This window comes from Pseudoduganella sp. RAF19, from assembly GCF_052114165.1.
Lineage (GTDB): Bacteria > Pseudomonadota > Gammaproteobacteria > Burkholderiales > Burkholderiaceae_D > Rugamonas.
This window is the reverse complement of sequence record NZ_JBFREF010000002.1, coordinates 385720-404745: the sequence shown is the minus strand read 5'-3', so window position 1 is coordinate 404745 and position 19026 is coordinate 385720. Positions and strand designations below refer to the sequence as shown.

The 19026-nt window shown below is 60.0% G+C and carries 15 protein-coding genes and 2 riboswitches; of the genes, 9 read left to right on the top strand and 6 right to left on the bottom strand.

The annotated features are described in order from the left end of the window. Positions 1 to 28: 28 nt before the first annotated feature. Positions 29 to 817: a GNAT family N-acetyltransferase gene (locus AB4Z19_RS06440; protein ID WP_442034716.1), complete on the top strand. Its 789-nt coding sequence runs from the start codon at positions 29 to 31 to the stop codon at positions 815 to 817. On the opposite strand, the gene prsR is transcribed toward AB4Z19_RS06440, so the two are convergent. Next, positions 810 to 2156, bottom strand: coding sequence for a PEP-CTERM-box response regulator transcription factor (prsR, locus tag AB4Z19_RS06435; RefSeq protein WP_442025519.1), 1347 nt, complete (start codon positions 2154 to 2156; stop codon positions 810 to 812). The genes AB4Z19_RS06440 and prsR overlap by 8 nt on opposite strands. A gap of 23 nt (positions 2157 to 2179) precedes the next feature. After that, the gene (locus AB4Z19_RS06430) at positions 2180 to 3565 is read right to left on the bottom strand and encodes a TIGR03013 family XrtA/PEP-CTERM system glycosyltransferase (RefSeq protein WP_442025520.1); all 1386 of its coding nucleotides are present in this window, start codon (positions 3563 to 3565) and stop codon (positions 2180 to 2182) included. A gap of 104 nt (positions 3566 to 3669) precedes the next feature. On the opposite strand from AB4Z19_RS06430, the gene nadB reads away from it, so the two are divergent. Beyond that, a complete protein-coding gene (gene nadB, locus AB4Z19_RS06425) occupies positions 3670 to 5277 on the top strand; it encodes an L-aspartate oxidase (protein ID WP_442034714.1) in 1608 nt (535 codons plus the stop codon). On the opposite strand, the gene AB4Z19_RS06420 is transcribed toward nadB, so the two are convergent. After that, the gene (locus AB4Z19_RS06420) at positions 5274 to 6017 is read right to left on the bottom strand and encodes a substrate-binding periplasmic protein (RefSeq protein ID WP_442025949.1); all 744 of its coding nucleotides are present in this window, start codon (positions 6015 to 6017) and stop codon (positions 5274 to 5276) included. The two genes, nadB and AB4Z19_RS06420, sit on opposite strands and share 4 nt — an antisense overlap. 37 nt (positions 6018 to 6054) lie before the next feature. Between AB4Z19_RS06420 and AB4Z19_RS06415 the strand changes: the two genes are divergently transcribed. Then, complete coding sequence (locus AB4Z19_RS06415) at positions 6055 to 6597, top strand: GNAT family N-acetyltransferase (protein WP_442025948.1); 543 nt, start codon at positions 6055 to 6057, stop codon at positions 6595 to 6597. Here the strand turns inward: AB4Z19_RS06415 and AB4Z19_RS06410 are convergent, their stop codons facing one another. Beyond that, positions 6598 to 8685 (bottom strand): 3-hydroxyacyl-CoA dehydrogenase NAD-binding domain-containing protein, encoded by a 2088-nt coding sequence (locus AB4Z19_RS06410; RefSeq protein WP_442034712.1) that lies wholly within the window; start codon positions 8683 to 8685, stop codon positions 6598 to 6600. 279 nt (positions 8686 to 8964) lie between these two features. Further along, positions 8965 to 9051, top strand: a riboswitch (cyclic di-GMP riboswitch). Between the two features lie 120 nt (positions 9052 to 9171). On the opposite strand from AB4Z19_RS06410, the gene AB4Z19_RS06405 reads away from it, so the two are divergent. Together AB4Z19_RS06405 and AB4Z19_RS06400 are read left to right on the top strand one after the other, a co-directional pair. Next, the gene (locus AB4Z19_RS06405; RefSeq protein WP_442025946.1) at positions 9172 to 10947 is read left to right on the top strand and encodes a S8 family serine peptidase; all 1776 of its coding nucleotides are present in this window, start codon (positions 9172 to 9174) and stop codon (positions 10945 to 10947) included. A 262-nt stretch (positions 10948 to 11209) separates the two neighbouring features. Further along, positions 11210 to 11301: riboswitch (cyclic di-GMP riboswitch) on the top strand. 100 nt (positions 11302 to 11401) lie between these two features. Beyond that, the gene (locus AB4Z19_RS06400; protein ID WP_442034710.1) at positions 11402 to 13210 is read left to right on the top strand and encodes a S8 family serine peptidase; all 1809 of its coding nucleotides are present in this window, start codon (positions 11402 to 11404) and stop codon (positions 13208 to 13210) included. A gap of 59 nt (positions 13211 to 13269) precedes the next feature. Here AB4Z19_RS06400 and AB4Z19_RS06395 read toward each other — a convergent pair whose 3' ends face one another. Both AB4Z19_RS06395 and AB4Z19_RS06390 read right to left on the bottom strand, forming a co-directional pair. Next, a complete protein-coding gene (locus tag AB4Z19_RS06395) occupies positions 13270 to 14157 on the bottom strand; it encodes a PEP-CTERM sorting domain-containing protein (protein WP_442034708.1) in 888 nt (295 codons plus the stop codon). A 174-nt stretch (positions 14158 to 14331) separates the two neighbouring features. Then, on the bottom strand, positions 14332 to 15996 hold the full coding sequence (locus tag AB4Z19_RS06390) for a 3-(methylthio)propionyl-CoA ligase (RefSeq protein WP_442034706.1): 1665 nt from the start codon (positions 15994 to 15996) through the stop codon (positions 14332 to 14334). Positions 15997 to 16120: 124 nt separating this feature from the next. On the opposite strand from AB4Z19_RS06390, the gene AB4Z19_RS06385 reads away from it, so the two are divergent. The 4 genes from AB4Z19_RS06385 to AB4Z19_RS06370 are packed head-to-tail and all read left to right on the top strand — an operon-like array spanning position 16121 to position 18911. Continuing rightward, complete coding sequence (locus tag AB4Z19_RS06385; RefSeq protein WP_442034704.1) at positions 16121 to 17599, top strand: protein adenylyltransferase SelO; 1479 nt, start codon at positions 16121 to 16123, stop codon at positions 17597 to 17599. Between the two features lie 9 nt (positions 17600 to 17608). After that, positions 17609 to 18016, top strand: coding sequence for a peptide-methionine (R)-S-oxide reductase MsrB (gene msrB, locus AB4Z19_RS06380; RefSeq protein WP_442034702.1), 408 nt, complete (start codon positions 17609 to 17611; stop codon positions 18014 to 18016). Continuing rightward, a complete protein-coding gene (locus AB4Z19_RS06375) occupies positions 18013 to 18642 on the top strand; it encodes a septation protein A (RefSeq protein WP_442034700.1) in 630 nt (209 codons plus the stop codon). The genes msrB and AB4Z19_RS06375 overlap by 4 nt, the downstream gene beginning before the upstream one ends. Then, positions 18639 to 18911: a BolA family protein gene (locus AB4Z19_RS06370; protein ID WP_442025374.1), complete on the top strand. Its 273-nt coding sequence runs from the start codon at positions 18639 to 18641 to the stop codon at positions 18909 to 18911. The genes AB4Z19_RS06375 and AB4Z19_RS06370 overlap by 4 nt, the downstream gene beginning before the upstream one ends. The last annotated feature ends 115 nt before the right edge of the window (positions 18912 to 19026 follow it).

Genomic DNA, 19026 nt, shown 5'->3' with positions numbered 1-19026 from the left:
TTCCTCGCACCGTCAGTGAGACAGCTTCATGATTCGCGAATTCGAGGTTTCGCTTCTTGCGATGGGACAGGCAGAGCGTTTGACGGATATCAAACGGCGCCAGGCACCGCAGCGGTCTAATGGCTCAATGAAGAACCGGATACGACGCTGCATTGCTGAACTCGGATGGCACAGCGCTGCCTGGTACGCCCTCTCCCGTCTGGTGGAAAGCGTCGGCTGGCGTCTGCAGCGCTATTTGTTTGTGGCCCAACGCGTCGCGACCGAGCCGGCACGCCAGCGATGCAATGGCTGTATTACGGTGAGCCCGATCGTCACCATAGAAGACGTCCCGCCTGGCTATCCGCGGTGTGCGGACATCCTGTCGCGCCGCTTCCGTCAGGGCGCCCACAGCCTGGCTGCCTGGCGTGGCGAGCAACTGGCAGGCTTCATCTGGTACCAGTTCGGCGCTTATCAGGAAGATGATGTGCGCGTCCGCTATTGCCTGCCTTCGCCGCACTCGGCGTGGGACTTCGACGTATTCGTGCAACCGGAGATGCGGCTTGGCACCGCCTTTTGCAGGCTGTGGGACGCGACCAACCGCCGCCTGCACGCCGTTGGCGTTCAATGGACCTGCAGCCGCATATCCGCCTTCAATCCGGAATCGCTGCGCGCGCACAGGCGCATGGGCGCAACGCCGCTCGGATCGGCAGTCTTTCTTTGCTGCGGCGAGTGGCAGTGGATGGTGGCGTCGCAGTTCCCCTGGGTCCACTTATCCCGCCACGAGAATTCCTTCCCAAAACTGGTTTTCGACACCAAGGCGCTGGAAAGGCTTACTTGATGCCGTGATGATTCATCAGGTCGTACAGCGTCGGCCGGCTCACGCCAAGCAGCTCGGCGGCGCGCGCGATATTGCCGCCGGTTCGCGCCAGAGCGCGCACCATCACCTTGTACTCGGCGCCGCTGCGTGCTTCCCGTAGATCCATGCTCTCGGATTGCGCGGCAAGCGGCGGCAAACCCAGGTCGGCCGCCGTGATGTGCGGGCCGTCGGCCATGATGACCGCACGTTTGATGCAGTTTTCCATCTCGCGCACATTGCCAGGCCAGCCGTGTGCCTCGATCGCCGCCAGCGCGTCCGTGCTGAAAGCCATGGCGGGACGGCTTTCAGCGTTGGCAAAGCGATGACGGAAGTGGTGGGCTAGTAGCACGCTGTCGCCCATGCGCTCCCGCAGCGGCGGAATCACCAGCACAATTTCGCTCAAACGATAGAACAGGTCCTCCCGGAATGATCCGGCATCGACCAATGCTTTCAGATTACGGTGTGTGGCGCAGACAATGCGCACATCGACTGCGATCTCATTCCGGCCGCCGACGCGCTCAATGATCCGCTGCTGCAGGAAGCGCAGCAGCTTGGCCTGTAAAGGCATCGCCATATCGCCGATTTCATCGAGGAAGAATGTGCCGCCGCCGGCCAGTTCGATCTTGCCCAGCGTCTGACGCTCGGCCCCCGTGAATGCCCCCTTTTCGTAGCCAAACAGCTCGCTCTCCAGCAGGTTCTCCGGGATCGCGGCGCAATTGATGGCGACGAAGCGTTTGCCGTGACGGGCACTCAGCTCGTGCAGGCCGCGTGCCAGCAACTCCTTGCCGCAGCCCGAAGCGCCCAGCAGCATCACCGTCGCCGAGCTGGGCGCGACTTTTTCCACGCTGCGGCAGACCCGCAGCATGCCGGGGTCGCGCGTAATAATGCCGGCCAGCGGCGAGTCGACCTCCGTCTGCAGCATGCGCCGGTTGTCCTGCTGGACGGTGTGCAGGAAGAAGGCGCGCTCGATCATGAGGCGCAACAGGTCTGTTTCCAGCGGCTTCTGATGAAAGTCGTAAGCGCCCAGCCCTACGGCTTTCAGAACATTGCCGCGGTCCTGGTTCCCGGACAGCACGATGACCTTCATATCCGGAGCAATCGCCAGCATCTGCTTCAGCAAGGCCAGGCCTTCGGCCGAACCATCGGTATCCGGCGGCAGACCGAGATCAATGGTCGCCACGGCGGTTTGGTGGCGGCGCAGCTGATTCAGCGCCATGTCACGGTCCGCCGCAAACACAGTGTCATAATCATCCAGCGCCCAGCGCAGCTGCCTTTGCAAGCCCGGATCGTCTTCCACCACCAGCAGCTTTTTCTTGGCCATGCTTGCTCCCTATGACGCTAAAATCAGCGGCTGCCCTTACCGAATAGCACAACTTGCACCGTGTCGACCAGAATCAGCAGGTCAAGGAACAGGCTATTGTTTTTCACGTAGTACAGGTCATATTGCAGCTTGCACACCGCATCCTCGATCGAGGCGCCGTATTGATAGCGCACCTGGGCGAGGCCCGTGATGCCGGGCTTGATCGTGTGGCGCACGTCGTAATACGCGATTTGGCGCTGGAACTGGGAGACGAAGAAGGCGCGTTCCGGCCGCGGCCCGACAAAGCTCATCTCGCCGCGGAACACATTCAGCAATTGTGGAAGTTCGTCGATGCGCAGCTTGCGCAACCAGCGGCCGGTGGATGTGATGCGCTTGTCAGCCTGCTGCGCCCAGCGCGGCTGGCCATCGTGTTCCGCGTCCTGGCGCATGCTGCGGAACTTCAGGAGAAAAAAAAGCCTGCCATCGCGCCCGACGCGCTCCTGCCGGTAAATCACAGGACCGCCATCGTCAAGCAAAATGGCAAGAACCGCTCCGGCCATGAGCGGCAGGGTAATCAGACAAATGGCAGCACTGGCGGCCAGGTCGAAGCCGCGCTTGACCGCAGCCCGCAGCAGGCTTTGATCAAAGCCGCCACCGAAGGTCAGGTAACTCGGTTGCATGGAATCGATCCGGAGCTGGGATGCTTCCCGCTCGAAAAAGGTCGCGGCATCGATCACCCGAACTCCACCCAGCGCACAGGCCAGCAATTCCTTGACGGGATAAGTCCCATTGCGGCGGTCGCCGATCGATACCACCAGTTCATGCGCGCCGTGTTTGCGCGCCAGCGCCAGCAGGCTTCCGCACACGGGCAGCACCACTGCCGACGGCACACAGCGCAATTCGCCTTCAACCGGCACGCAGCCAACCACTTCGAATCGATGAAAACCCTGGCGGCTGCGCGCCAGCTCCAGGCATTCCCGTGCCAGCACGCCATCGCCGACCAGTATCAGACGCTGTACCAGCATGCTGGTCTGGGCGGAACCGCGCAGCAGCAGCCGCGTCATCAGAACGCCACCAGCACCCAGCAGGAAAGACAGGCTAGGCACCAGGTGCGGCACCAGTGACAGCATGGCGAATCCCAGAGCAAACGCCGGCAGCACGCGCGCCACGATGCCAGGCAGGTCTTCGTGCACCTCATTGCGGTACATGCCGAGGGCAGCCATGATGAAGACCATGACCAGCGAGAACACTGTCGCGGAAAGCCAGGTGCTTCCAATCAGCCGCACCTCATGCAGCCCGGCCAGCGTCGCCAGCGCTGCTGCCGCGAGCAGGACGGCCAGCTCCATCAGGAGCAGAAGCAGGGCCATGCGCGACACGTAGTGATTGAAGATCCGGATCACTTCCGCCTCCTCCGGTGAGACCTCAACCATGATGCGCCCGCACTGGCATCAGGGTTTTGAGGGAGCGCAAGCCTGCGGAGGGATGGCAAATGGTCTATAGTATTGCTCTTGACCGCATAAAATCCCGAATCACCATGAAATTTGATGTAGCCATCGTCGGCAGCGGACTGGCCGGCCTGTCGGTAGCCCTGCACCTGGCGGAAAGCCGAAAAGTTGCAGTTATTTCCAAACGTGAGCTGCTGGATGGCGCCAGCAACTGGGCCCAGGGCGGCATAGCTGCGGTGCTCGATTCCGGCGACAGCCACGAGCAGCACATCACGGACACCCTGATCGCCGGCGCCGGCCTGTGCGACGAGGGCGCCACCCGCTACATCGTTGAACACGGACGGGAAGCGATCCAGTGGCTGATCGACCAGGGCGTGCCCTTCACCCGCGACGAGAGCGCGGAACTGGGCTTCCACCTGACGCGCGAAGGCGGCCATAGCCAGCGCCGCATCATTCACGCTGCCGACGCCACCGGCCACGCCGTGCAGGTGACGCTGGAAGAAAAAGTGCGCGCGCATCCGAACATCACCCTGTTCGAGCACCATTGTGCGATTGACCTGATTACGTCGGACAAAATCAGCCCGCGTCCGCAAAACAGCCAGCCGCGCTGCCACGGCCTGTACGTGCAGGACGTGAAAACCGGCCAGGTCCACACCTTCGCAGCCGAACACACCATCATGGCCACCGGCGGTGCGGGCAAGGTTTATCTGTACACCACCAATCCCGATACGGCCAGCGGCGACGGCATCGCCATGGCCTGGCGCGCAGGCTGCCGCGTGGCGAATATGGAATTCATCCAGTTCCACCCGACCTGCCTGTATCACCCTTACGCCAAGTCCTTCCTGATCACGGAAGCGATCCGCGGTGAAGGCGGTCTGCTGAAACTGCCGCCCGAAGCCGGCGCCGCAGCCGGCCAGCGCTTCATGCTGGCCCACGACGACCGCGCCGAACTGGCTCCGCGCGACGTGGTGGCGCGCGCCATCGACTTCGAAATCAAGAAGCGCGGCCTGGACTACGTGCACCTGGACATCAGCCACAAGCCGGCCGAATTCCTGATCGAGCACTTCCCGACCATCTACGCACGCTGCTTGGAACTGGGCATCGACATCACCAAGGAACCGATTCCTATCGTGCCCGCTGCCCACTACACCTGCGGCGGCGTGGTGACCGATATGGCGGGCCGCACTGATCTGGCAGGCCTGTACGCAGTGGGCGAAACCGCCTGCACCGGCCTGCACGGCGCCAACCGCCTGGCATCTAACTCGCTGCTGGAATGCGTGGTAATCGGCCGTGCCTGCGCCCAGGACATCATGTCCACGCCGAAGGAAGGCGCGCCATTCCTGCCGGATTGGGATGAAAGCCGCGTGACCGATGCGGACGAAGAAGTGGTCATCGCCCATAACTGGGATGAGCTGCGCCGCTTCATGTGGAATTATGTGGGCATCGTGCGCACCACCAAGCGCCTGGAACGCGCCCAGCACCGCATTGCGCTGCTGAAGGAAGAAATCGACGAATACTACGCCCACTTCCGCATCACGCCGGACTTGCTGGAGCTGCGCAATCTGGTGGAAGTGGCGTCGATGATCGTCAACAGCGCGCTGCAGCGCCGCGAAAGCCGCGGCCTGCATTTCAGCCGCAATTATCCAGGGACCTTGCCGAAAGCCTTGCCGACGGTGCTGACGCCGCCGCCCCGTTAAGGCACGTTGACTTCGTGGCGCTGGCCGAGCCGTCTCAGCTCGCCGGCGTCCACGAGTTTCTGGAATTCCCCATCGAAGGCCTTGCGCAGCGCCTCGCCTGATGCATTGCGTTGAAAGGCGAAATAACCGTCCTGCACCTCGATCACATGCGGCAGCATGGTGATCTGCCCGGCCAGCCCGATTCTTCCCAGTACCGGCTCGGTGTTGCGGCGATTGCTGGCAAACAGGTGCACATGCTGATGCGCCACCATCTTCAAGCCGCTCTCCACGCTGTTCGCCACGCTCAGACGCAGCTGAGGGCGTGCCGCGTCAAAGGCCGGACCATAGGCCCAGCCGTTCAGCACGACCACGCGCCGCTCCGACAGCTCACCGAAATCGCCGTTCCACTCGATGCCCGATCCGGTGCGCGCGTAGAACACCATCTGGTCCTGATAGAAGGGCAAATGCGAGAACAACATGAGCTTCTGGCGCTCGAACGTTTTGTAAGGACCGACCAGAATGTCGGCCTTGCCCTGCACCAGCATGGCCTGGGCACGCGCCCAGGGGTAGATTTCGAAGCGGGCTTTGTGGCCCATACGTTCGGCGACGATGCGCACGATCTCGGGTCCGAGGCCGACGATATCGCCTTCCTGTCCCTGTTCATACACCCGTTCAAAATGTGCGCCGATCACCAGCAGTTCTCGCGCGCCCGCTGCGGGAAGGCAGCATATGAAAACCAGAATGGCAGCGAACTTGCGCATGGCCCCTCCATGGATAAGCCCATGATACCATCGCCGCATGACAAATCCAGCCCACCTGCGGCCTGCCCGCCACGATGATATTCCGAGCATGGAAGCGCTGATCCGGCGCTCCGGCATCGAGCTAAGCCGGGGTTTCTATTCGCCGGAACAAGCGCAGGCAGTTACCCGCCACGTGTTCGGCGTCGATACCCAACTGGTGGACGATGGCACCTACTTCGTGATTGAGCGCGATGGCGAGTTGCTGGCCTGCGGCGGCTGGAGCAAGCGCGCCACGCTGTTTGGCGCCGACCGCACCAAGACTGGCGCAGATCCCCTGCTTGATCCGGCCACGCAGCCGGCGCGCATTCGCGCCTTCTTTGTCGATCCGGCCGTACCGCGCCAGGGACTGGGGCGGCGCCTGATGGAGCACTGCGAATCGGAGGCCGCAGCAGCAGGGTTTCAGGTGATGGAGTTGGCAGCCACCATGCCCGGCGTACCGCTGTACCGGGCCTGTGGCTTTGAGGTGGTGGAAGATTTCGCGCTTGCGCTGCCGGACGGCGTTTCAGTTCCGCTGTCCCGCATGCGCAAGCGAATCGGCTGATCAGCCGTTGAGGCCCTTGCCTTCAGCGGCCAGCTTGACCAACAGCGGCGCCGGTTTCCAGGCTTCGCCGTGGCGGCCCTTGGACAGGCGCTCGATGGTGCCCAGCACATTCGGCAAGCCCACGGTATCGGCATAGAACATCGGACCGCCGCGGTACAGCGGGAAGCCGTAGCCGGTCAGGTAGACCATGTCGATATCCGAGGCGCGCAGTGCAATGCCCTCTTCCACAATCAGCGCGCCCTCGTTCACCAGCGAATACACCAGGCGTTCCACGATTTCCTGATCGCTGATCTTGCGGCGCTCGACGCCGATATCCGCCGAGTGCTGCACGATCATGGCGTTCACGACGTCACTCGGATAGGCCTTACGGTCGCCTTCCTTGTAGTCGTACCAGCCGGCGCTGGTCTTCTGGCCGAAGCGCCCCATTTCGCACAGCAAGTCGGCGGTTTTCGAATAGGCGATTTCCGGCTTTTCCACGTAACGGCGCTTGCGGATGTACCAGCCGATATCATTGCCGGCTAGGTCGCTCATGCGGAAAGGCCCCATCGGGAAGCCGAATTTTTCGATAGCCCGGTCCACCTGCTCAGGCGACGCGCCTTCTTCCAACAGGAAGCCCGCTTGACGGAAATATTGTTCGATCATGCGGTTGCCAATAAAGCCATCGCACACGCCGGACACAACGCCGGTCTTCTTCAGCTTCTTGGACAGCGCCAGCGCCGTTGCCAGCACGTCCTTGCCGGTGGCCTTGCCGCGCACGATTTCCAGCAGCTTCATCACGTTGGCCGGGCTGAAGAAATGCAGGCCAATCACGTCCTGCGGGCGCTTGGTGAAGGCGGCGATCTTGTCCAGGTCCAGCGTGGACGTGTTCGAGGCCAGGATCGCGCCCTGCTTCATGACATCGTCCAGCTTGCGGAATACGGTTTCCTTCACGCCCATGTCTTCGAACACGGCTTCGATAACGATGTCCGCGTCGGCAATCGCCGCGTAATCCAGGGTGCCGGTAATCAGGGCGGTGCGCTGGTCGAACTTGTCCTGAGTCAGCTTACCCTTCTTCAGGGTGTTTTCGTAATTCTTGCGGATGGTGGCGATGCCCTTGTCCAGCGCTTCCTGTTTGGTCTCCAGCAGCAGGACGGGAATACCGGCATTTGCAAAATTCATTGCAATGCCGCCGCCCATGGTGCCGGCGCCGATCACGGCGGCCTTCCTGATTTCGCGCGCCGGTGTATCCGGCGGCACATCCGGCACCTTGCTGGCCTGGCGTTCGGCCATGAAGGCATGACGCAGGGATTTCGACTCCGGCGTCTGGATCAGATGCAGGAATCGCTCGCGTTCAAACTTCAGACCGTCCTCGAATTTGCGGGTCACGGAGGCAGCCACGGTTTCCACGCATTCCAGCGGTGCCGGGAATGGGCCGGCAACGGCTTTCACCGTATTGCGGCTGAATTGCAGGAAGGCTTCGTGATTCGGATAATCCACTTTGCGGTCGCGCACTTTCGGCAGCGGACGCGCATCGGCAATTTTCTGGGCGAAGGTCACGGCAGCCGGCAGCAGATCGGTCCCGGCCGGGAACACCTCGTCGAACAGTGCGGTGCCGGCCAGCTTTTCGGACAGCGCCGGGGTGCCGGAGACAATCATATTCAGCGCGGTTTCCAGACCCAGCACGCGCGGCAGACGCTGCGTGCCGCCTGCGCCCGGCAGCAGCCCCAGTTTCACTTCCGGCAAGGCGATCTGAGCGCCGGGCAGCGCCACCCGGTAATTGCAACCCAGCGCCAGCTCCAGACCTCCGCCCATGCAGACCGTGTGGATCGCAGCCACGATCGGCTTGGTCGACTCTTCCACCACGCGGATCAGCGAATGCAGGGTCGGTTCCTGCAGTGCTTTCGGGGAATTGAATTCCTTGATGTCGGCGCCACCCGAGAAGGCCTTGCCGGCGCCGGTGATGACGATGACCTTCACCGCGCTGTCGTCCAGCGCGCGGCGGACGCCTTCGACGGCTGCCGTCCGGGTCGCATGGCCCAGGCCATTGACGGGCGGATTGCTCAGCGTGATGACGGCGACCGTTCCATTGACTGCGTATTCTGCGCTCATGTCTCTTCTTTCTCCATGGTGAGGACAGGTAACTATACCGCAAAAGTGCACGGTCGTATTATTTCTTTACTTTGATTGATAATTAGTAATATGTGTTGCCATTTGGCAAATAACATTAATTGTTTCTTAAACCTTTGATTTCAAAGACTTTTCTGAGAGTAACTATAATACTTGCAAGTTAGTTTTCTTAATACTCAGACTAATCCGCAACAGCGACTAAAAGTTTTAAAAACCTCTTGCCATGCGGCATTAAGTAACCTAAGATTCCATCCAGCAACTAGCTGACAAGGGCAAACCAGGCGAAAGCCTGGGACGCAAAGTCATCGGTCTAAGGAGCTTCGGCTCTATGACGGCAGGACTGCCAGACTAAGTACATCGTACACACTCGATGGGTGATTTTGCCCCTTGCGTGGCGTCTCCAACCTGTCCCTCGGGACAGGCGGCAGTCCTACTTTTCAGAACTTTGAAAATACAGGACTCGCCAAAATGAAATTCTTCGCCACCTCCATCACCTCCGCTGCTATCGCTGCCGCCCTGGCTGGCTTCGCCGCCCCTGCCTTCGCTGCCAACGACAACGCCCAGGATTATGCCCGTGGCCGCATTATCGTTGAACCGCGCGCCGGCCTCACCGCCGACGAGTTCGCCAACATTCTGAAAGTTCATGGCGGTAAAGCGCGCAAGCTGGGCCAGAGCAACCTGCACATCGTTGACCTGCCGGCCAATGCCTCCGAAAAAGCCGTCGTGGCACTGCTGAAAAAGCACCCAAGCCTGAAGTTCGCTGAACTGGATCAGCGCGTGCCTGTTACCGCGACCACTAACGACCCCTACCTGGGCAGCGAATGGCACATCAGCAAAATCGGCGCTGACACCGCCTGGGACACTACCCAGGGTGCCGGCGTGACCATCGCCATCCTGGATTCCGGCGTGGACGCCGTCCCTGACCTGGCTGCCAATATGGTTGCCGGTTACAACATCTACGACAACAACACCAACACCGCCGACGTCTGCGGCCACGGCACCAAGGTCGCCGGCGCAGCGGCTGCGACCTCCAACAACGGCGCCGGCGTTGCTGGCGTTGCGGGCCAAGCCAAGATCATGCCGGTCCGTATCGCTTACGTTGACCCGACCTACGGCTGCTACGCTTACTTCTCGACCATCGCCAGCGGCATCACCTGGGCGGCCGACCACGGCGCCCGTATCGCCAACGTCAGCTACGCTGCTCTGCCAACCAGCTCGGCCATCATCAGCGCGTCGAACTACATGAAGAGCAAGGGCGGCCTGGTGTTCGTCTCCGCCGGCAACTACGCCAAGGATGATGGCTACACCCCGACCGATTCCATGATCGCCGTGTCTGCCACCGACAGCAATGACGCTCTGGCCAGCTTCTCCAGCTTCGGCGCTTACGTTAATCTGTCCGCGCCAGGCTCCGGCATCTACACCACCGCCCAAGGCGGTGCCTACGGCGCCGTGAACGGCACCTCGTTCTCGGCCCCGATCGCAGCTGCCGTGGCAGCACTGATGATGTCGGCCAACCCGACCCTGAGCAACAGCAAGGTGGAAAGCCTGCTGTACTCTACCGCAACCGATCTGGGCGCGGCCGGCAAAGATCCTTACTTCGGTTACGGCCGCGTGAACGCCGCGGCGGCTGTCGCTGCGGCCGCATCTAGCGCCCCGGCACCCGACACTACTGCTCCGACCGTGGCAATCACCTCGCCTTCCGCTAACGGCACCGTTTCCGGCAGCGTGATCGTCAGCGTCAACGCGGCCGACAATGTTGGTGTGGCCCGTGTCGATCTCAAAGTCAACAACACTGTGGTCGCCTCGGATACCGCCGGCCCGTTCAGCTTCTCCTGGAACTCGACTGGCGCCGCAAACGGTATGAACACCCTGGTTGCTGTCGCTTATGATGCCGCAGGCAATGTGGCTTCCTCCACCCCGGTTTCGGTCAACGTGTCGAACAGCGTGACCCCGCCGGTTGCTGACACCACCGCTCCGGCCCTGGCCATCACCAATCCGACCAACGGCGGCACCGTGACCGGCAACGTCAACATTACCCTGAGCTCTTCGGACAACAGCGGCGCGGCCGGCATCTCGATGTCTCTGTATATCGACGGCGCATTGAAGGCCAGCGGCAGCGGCGCAAGCATGTCTTACAGCTGGAACGCCAAGAAAGCCACTGCCGGCAATCACGTGATCCAAGCCGTCGCCAAGGATAAAGCGGGCAATACCACCAATACCCAGGTGCAAGTTACCAGCCGCTAAATCAACAGTAATTAATAATATTAAAAGCCGGGCTTATTGCCCGGTTTTTATTTATCTGTACTATATATTATTATTGTCACTTGCATCAGAATAGTTGCTGCGCATAATTGACGTAAGTCATTGTATACGTTCAATCTTTCGATCAGTTAAAATTACGCAAACCAACTTTGCATAGTGTTCAGACTAATGTGCAACAACAGAAAACTTAATTAAAGATAGCGATTGCTTACCCGCAATTCGTCAATTAAGATCTGACGCAGAAATCTGACAAAGGCACACCACGCGAAAGCATGGGTCGCAAAGTCTACGGTCTAAAGGGATTTTTTAAATCTCTATGACGGCAGGACTGCCAGATACAGCTCTTCGGCTGAGCCGAGTGCTGTCTTCTTCGCACTGGTCACGAGACCAGTTGGCAGTCCGCTTTTCTGAAACTTTGAAAACTGGACTTCCATCTATGAAGAACCGCTCCACCGCAGCCCGCCTCTCCAATACTTCCCTCACCGTATTCGCAGTTGCCGCCGCGCTCCTCGCAATGGCGCCTGCTGCCCGCGCCGACAAACCGGCCGCGGAACAATTCGCCCGCGGCCGCATCCTGGTTGAACCACGTGCCGGCTTGACCGACGAAAATTTCGATAAAGTGTTGAAGACCCACGGCGGCGGCAAGAAGCGCAAGCTGGGTCAGAGCAATCTGCACCTGGTTGACACTGCTGCCGGCTCCGAGCAGCAGGTTGTCGATGCCCTGAAAAACGACCCTAACTTCAAATACGCCGAGCTGGACAAGCGCGTTGAACCGACCACCACCACCAATGACCCGTACCTGGGCAGCGAGTGGCACATCAGCAAGATCGGCGCCGACGCGGCCTGGGATAAAGCCCAGGGCGCAGGCGTGACCATCGCGATTCTGGACTCCGGCGTCGACCCGGTTCCCGACCTGGCTTCGCACATGGTGCCTGGCTATAACATCTACGACAACAACACCAATACCGCCGACGTCTGCGGTCACGGCACCAAAGTCGCCGGCGCTGCCGCCGCTGCCATGAACAATGGCACGGGTGTGGCCGGTGTCGCCGGCCAGGCCAAGATCATGCCGGTGCGTATCGCTTACGTCGATCCGACCTACGGCTGCTACGCCTACTTCTCGACCATTGCCAGCGGCATTACCTGGGCGGCCGACCATGGCGCCCGCGTGGTGAACGTCAGCTACGCTGCCATGCCGACCAGCTCGGCCGTGATCAGCGCTGCCAACTACCTGAAGAGCAAGGGCGGCCTGCTGTTCGTCTCCGCCGGTAACTACAACCGCGACGAAGGCTACACCCCGACCACCAGCATGATCGCTGTGTCCGCGACCGACAGCACCGACGCCCGCGCCAGCTTCTCCAGCTACGGCAACTTCGTCTCGCTGGCCGCGCCAGGTGCAGGCATTTACACCACCGCACAAGACGGCACCTATGGCGCGGTGAACGGCACCTCGTTCTCCTCCCCGGTTGCCGCCGGTGTGGCAGCGCTGGTGATGTCCGCCAACCCATCGCTGAGCAACAGCAAGGTCGAAAGCATCCTGTACTCCACCGCGGTTGACCTGGGCACCGCCGGCCGCGATCCGCAATTCGGCTACGGCCGTGTGAACGCTGCGGCTGCAGTGGCAGCCGCCGCAGGCAGCGCAACGACGCCACCTCCAGCTGACACCACTGCGCCTACCGTGGCAATTGCCGCGCCGCTGGCTAGCAGTACGGTTTCCGGTTCTGTCGCCGTCAACGTGAACGCCAGCGACAACGTGGGCGTGGCACGTGTTGACCTGAAGGTGAACAACACCGTGGTCGCGTCCGACAGCTCGGCACCGTTCGCCTTCGCCTGGGATTCGAAAGGTGTAGCAAACGGCATGGCAACCCTGACCGCCGTCGCCTATGACGCGGCCGGCAACGTGGCCTCCTCCACGCCTATCTCGGTGAACGTCTCCAACACGACCACCACCACGCCAGTCACGGACACCACCGCGCCGGTCGTGAAGATCACCAACCCGACCAACGGCGGTACTGTACGCGGCAACGTCAGCGTGACCGTGAACGCCACCGACAACAGCGGCAACGCTAACATCGCCCTGTCGCTGTATGTGGACGGCGCGCTGAAGGCATCCGGTACTGGCTCCAGCCTGTCGTACAGCTGGAACACCAAGAAAGCCGCCACCGGTAACCACACTATCCAGGCGGTGGCGAAGGATAAAGCAGGCAACACTTCCACCACCACCGAAACCGTCTCGAGCAAGTAAGATCAGCGGCAATAAAAAAACGGCAGCCTCGGCTGCCGTTTTTAATGGGAGGCGCTTGTTTAAGTCTGCTTCCGGCGCTTATACGCCAGCCCCAGAAGACCGGCGCCCAGCAGCGCCAGCGTGCCCGGTTCAGGAATTTCTTGTGGCGGACCGCCGCAAGGGTTCTGAGGAGTAGGGACGCATTCGCCGTTCACAGGGGCTCCTTTGATATACGCCCATTCCTCATAGCCGTCATTGTTCGGCGACAGGCCCGGGTCCAGGGTGGGACTTGTCCCGAACCTCGAATACAGGTAAATGTACGCGCCGTTCTTTGCTGCATCCGTGCCCAGACCGGCTGTGTTGAATGCCGCGTCGAACATCGAGAACGGAATATCCAGGAACATGTCGCCGCTACCGCTGCCGGTATTCAGCGCATAGTTCAGCTGGGCCTGATTATTCTGCCCACCAATGCCGCCTTGATCCAACTGATAGACCAGTGTTCCCAGGTTTAAGGTTGACCCCTGAGTCATAGTAGGCTCGATGGACTGGTTCGGCGTGCCGGAAATATAAATCTGCACGTCATCGAGACTCAGCAGCGGGCTCTCCTTCGTCTGATTAATGTCGAGCAAGAAGCGCATCACCAGATTGCCGCCGCCAAGATCGATAAAGCCGATCTGGCCAACGGTCACCTCATGGTTGAAGGTGTCGGAACCATCGTTCTGATAAGTTCCGCTAACCGTGGTGTTGTACCCTTGCACCAGGTCTGCGTTGTCCCGGATGCGGACAAATGATTTAAGTACACCGCTACCGGTCGGCTGAGCCGGTACCTGGGTGTAGGTTGCGCCATTCAGCGAATGGCTTGCTCCAGCTGTGGTCAGGTCTAATACGGTATCAGCCTGCGCACTCATGCTAAACAGTAAAGCTATTGCACCAGCACATGCTCCCAGCGACTTTTGTAAGAGTTTCATGACACCCCCCTGTGTTGTTCTGCACAAAAAGGATGCATAAGTCGTGCCTAAATATCGAACCAACGTGTAATCAAATAGTTACAGCTTGCGATTTGCATGCGCAGTCATCAGTTGTAAGAATTTCCGACACTAAATCTTTTAAAATCAAGCACTTAATGGTGATTTTCGGCCACTTTAATTACTTCGCGTTACTGTTGGTAGCTCGTAGTCCTTGAACTGTTCCCGCAGCTTATTCTTCTGAATTTTTCCGGTGCCGCCAACCGGCAGCGCTTCGACAAAGACCACATCGTCCGGCATCCACCATTTGGCAATTTTGCCCTCGAAGAAGCTCAGCAGTTCGTCACGGCTGACTTCCGCACTCGTTTTTTTGACGACGATGAGTAGCGGACGCTCGTCCCATTTTGGATGGCGGATGCCAATGCAGGCCGCCTGCATCACAGCTGGATGAGCGACGGCAATATTTTCCAGATCGATGGTGCCAATCCATTCGCCGCCGGATTTGATCACATCCTTGCTGCGGTCGGTGATCTGCATGAAGCCGTCTTCATCAATGGTGGCCACGTCGCCGGTCGGGAACCAACCCCGGTCCAGTACGCTACCGCCCTCTTCCTTGAAATAGGACGAGATGATCCACGGACCGCGCACCTGCAAGTGGCCGAAGGACGTTCCATCCCAAGGCAGTTCCTGGCCGTCGTCATCGACGATGCGCATGTCGACGCCATAAATTGCATGGCCTTGCTTGCGCAGGATCTTGCGCTGCTCCTCGCGCGGCAGTTTTTCGTGCCGCGCCAGCAGTCCGCAAGCGGTGCCCAGCGGCGACATCTCCGTCATCCCCCAGGCATGCACGACATCCACGCCAAAGTCGTCCATCAGCGTATCCATCATTGCGGGCGGACATGCCGAACCACCAATGACCGTGCGGCGGAAGGTCGAAAACTTCAGGTTGTTCATCTTGGCGTAGTTGATCAGACCCAGCCACACGGTCGGAACGCCGGCCGAGAAAGTCACTCCTTCGGCCTCGAACAGGTCATAAACCGATTTGCCATCCAGCGCGCAGCCGGGGAAGACCAGCTTGGCGCCGGATAGCGGCACCGAATACGGCAAGCCCCATGCATTCACATGAAACATCGGCACTACGGGCAGCACGGTATCGCGTGAACCGACATCCAGCGCATTCGGCATAGCCGAGCCATAAGCGTGCAGCACGGTGGAGCGATGCGAGTACAGCGCGCCCTTGGGATTGCCGGTAGTGCCGGAGGTGTAGCACAGCGTCGCCGCCGAGTTCTCGTCGAACAATGGCCAGTCGAACTGCTCCGGCTGAGCCGCCAGCAGCGCCTCATAGCTCAGCAGGTTCGGAATCCTGGTTTCCGCCGGTAAGCGGTCGGCATCCGCCATCAGTACCCAGCCGCGCACACCTTTACACAGCGGCGCGATTGCTTCCACCAATGGCAGGAAGGTCAGGTCAAATAACAGATACTGATCCTCGGCGTGATTGACGATGTAGGCAATCTGCTCCGGATGCAGACGGGGATTGATCGTATGCAGCACCGCGCCCGAGCCCGACACCGCGTAATAAGCCTCCAGGTGACGGTAGCCGTTCCAGGCCAAGGTGGCGACGCGGTCGCCCATGCAGACGCCAAGCGCATTCAGTGCATTGGCCAGCCGTTTCGCGCGGGCCAGGCAAGCCCGCCAGTTGTAGCGATGCATATCGCCTTCCACGCGGCGGGAGACGATCTCCGACGCGCCGTAGTGGCGCGCAGCGAATTCGATGATGCTGGAAATAAGCAGCGGCTGATCCATCATCTGGCCCATGAGGGGGCTCTTCGGGTATGCCTGCATGGTGTCTCCTTTTGACTTTTTATCAAGTCTCGATTGCCGTCTGCACCAGCGTCAACGAAATTCAATGCTGCAATGCAGCAAATCGCACATTCGTCCGCTTTGTTAGAATGCGCCTGATAGATCTATGATTGGAACAGCCATTACTGCCACCGCCCTCCCCCTCGACAACTCTTTCGCGAGCCTGCCGCCTGCCTTTTACACGCGGCTGATGCCTACGCCTTTGCCGGCGCCTTATGTAGTCGCCGTCAGCCCGGCCGCTGCGCGCCTGGTCGGCCTCAATCCGGAAGCAATGAAGGATGACGACACCATCGCCACCCTGATCGGTAACCGTGTGCCGGACCGTTCCATGCCCCTGTCCGCCGTGTATTCCGGCCACCAGTTCGGTGTGTGGGCAGGCCAGCTGGGCGACGGCCGCGCCATCCTGCTGGGCGACGTCGCCACCGCGCAGGGGCCGATGGAGCTGCAACTGAAAGGCGCGGGCCTTACGCCGTACTCGCGCATGGGCGACGGCCGTGCCGTGCTGCGTTCCTCGATCCGCGAATTCCTCTGCTCGGAAGCCATGCAAGCGCTGGGCATCCCGACCACGCGTGCGTTATCGGTCGCCGGTTCCGACCAGGGCGTGGTGCGCGAAACGATTGAAACTTCCGCCGTGGTGATCCGCATGGCGCCGACCTTCGTGCGTTTCGGCTCCTTTGAGCACTGGTTCTACCGCAACAAGAAGGACGAACTGAAACAGCTGGCCGATTACGTCATCGACCGCTTCTATCCCGAGTTGCGCGAACAGGCCAATCCTTACGCCGCATTCCTGGAAGAAGTCACGCGCCGCACCGCGCGCATGATCGCGCAGTGGCAGGCGGTCGGCTTCATGCATGGCGTGATGAACACCGACAATATGTCCATTCTCGGCCAGACTCTCGACTACGGCCCCTTCGGCTTCATGGAAGCTTTCGATGCTCAGCACATCTGCAACCACACGGATGAGCACGGCCGCTACTCCTACGCCAACCAGCCGCAGATCGGCCACTGGAATTGCTACGCCCTCGGCCAGGCCCTGTTGCCGCTGATTGGCGAGGTTGAACAGGCGCAGGCTGCGCTGGATGTTTACCAGCCGGAATTCGCCGTCGCCATCGACAAGCTGCTGCACGCCAAGCTGGGCCTGAAGTCCTTCCACGAAGGCGACCGCGAACTGCTGGATGGACTGTTCGGCATCATGCAGTCGAGCCATGTCGACTTCACCAATTTCTTCCGCCGCCTGAGCGGCCTGAAGTCCGATTCCACCGCCGGTGACGAGCCGCTTCGCGACCTGTTCATCGACCGCGGCGCTTTCGACGCCTGGGCCAACGAGTATCGCAACCGCCTGCAGGCGGAAAGCAGCGACGACGCCGAGCGCAAGCTTGCAATGGATGCGGTAAACCCCAAATACGTGCTGCGAAACTATTTAGCTCAGGTAGCCATCGAAAAGGCGCAAAATAAGGATTTCTCGGAAATCGCACGCCTTTTGTCAGTTTTGGAGCGGCCGTTCGACGAACAGCCAGAAAATGAACATTACGCAGCCTTGCCGCCAGACTGGGCCAGCCATCTGGAAGTAAGCTGCTCCTCCTGAAAGACCGTCATGACCGAAAAACTGATCAAATCGGACGCCGAATGGCGCGCCCAGCTCGATTCCATGCAATACCAGGTGACCCGCCACGCGGCCACCGAACGTGCTTTCACCGGCAAATACTGGGATCACCACGAACCCGGCATCTATCACTGTGTCTGCTGCGATACGCCGCTGTTCGCCTCCGACACCAAATTCGACTCGGGCTGCGGCTGGCCCAGCTACTTCGCCGCCATCGATCCGGCCAATGTAATCGAGAAGGTGGACCGCTCGCATGGTATGCTGCGCACCGAAGTCATCTGCGGAGTATGCGATGCCCACCTGGGCCACGTATTCCCGGATGGTCCGCCGCCGACCGGATTGCGCTTCTGCATCAATTCGGCCTCGCTGCGATTTGAACCGCTACCTGAGAAGAAATGAAATTCCTGTTCGATATTTTTCCGCTGCTGATCTTCTTCGGCAGCTACAAATATGCCGGCTCCCATGAGGAAGCGGCACAAGCCTTTATCAATACGCACCTGAGCAGTTTTATCTCCGGAGGCGCGGTGACGGCCTCCCAGGCGCCCATCATCATCGCTACGGTCGTTGGTATCGTTGCCACACTGTTGCAAATCGGCTACTTGCTGGTACGCCGCCAGAAAGTCGATGGCGCGCTGTGGGTGTCGATGGCGGTGTTCGTGGTTTTCGGCGGCCTCACCATTTATTTCCACGACGATGATTTCATCAAGTGGAAGCCTACGGTGATTTACTGGAGTTTCGCGACCGCCATGCTGGTGGCCTACCGCTTCTTCGACAAGAACCTGATCAAGGCGGCCATGGAAAAACAGGTCAGCCTGCCTGAACACGTTTGGGTACGCCTGCATTTCGCCTGGATTACTTTCTGGCTGGTGCTCGGTTTTGTGAATCTGTTTGTCGCCTTTGTGCTGTTCAAGGCCGATAACAGTGCGTGGGTGAATTTCAAGGTATTTGGCGTGACCGGACTAATGCTTCTGTTCTTTATTGCCCAGGCTTTTTACCTTTCGAAACATATCAAGGATGAAGCATGAGCGATCCGCGTCTGGCCAAAATCCGCGAGCGCCTGGAAGCCGCCCTGGCACCCGTTCAGATCAATATTGAGGACGAATCCGCCATGCATGCCGGGCATGCCGGAGCGGCCTCCGGCGGGGGGCATTACCGGGTCCGTATCGTCTCCGGTAAATTCGAAGGTCATAAACTCGTCACACGCCATCGGCTGGTGTATGATTCCGTGCACGATATGATGCATAAAGAAATTCATGCATTGGCCATTACCGCACTGGCACCGTCTGAAGTATGATATGCGCGGAATTTTGGGATACAAATCAAAGAAGCTCAAACAAATTGAATAGTAGAGACATCTCGGCGATCCGCCCAAATTCCTCCACGTTTTTCGAGTAACTTTCCCTTAGGAA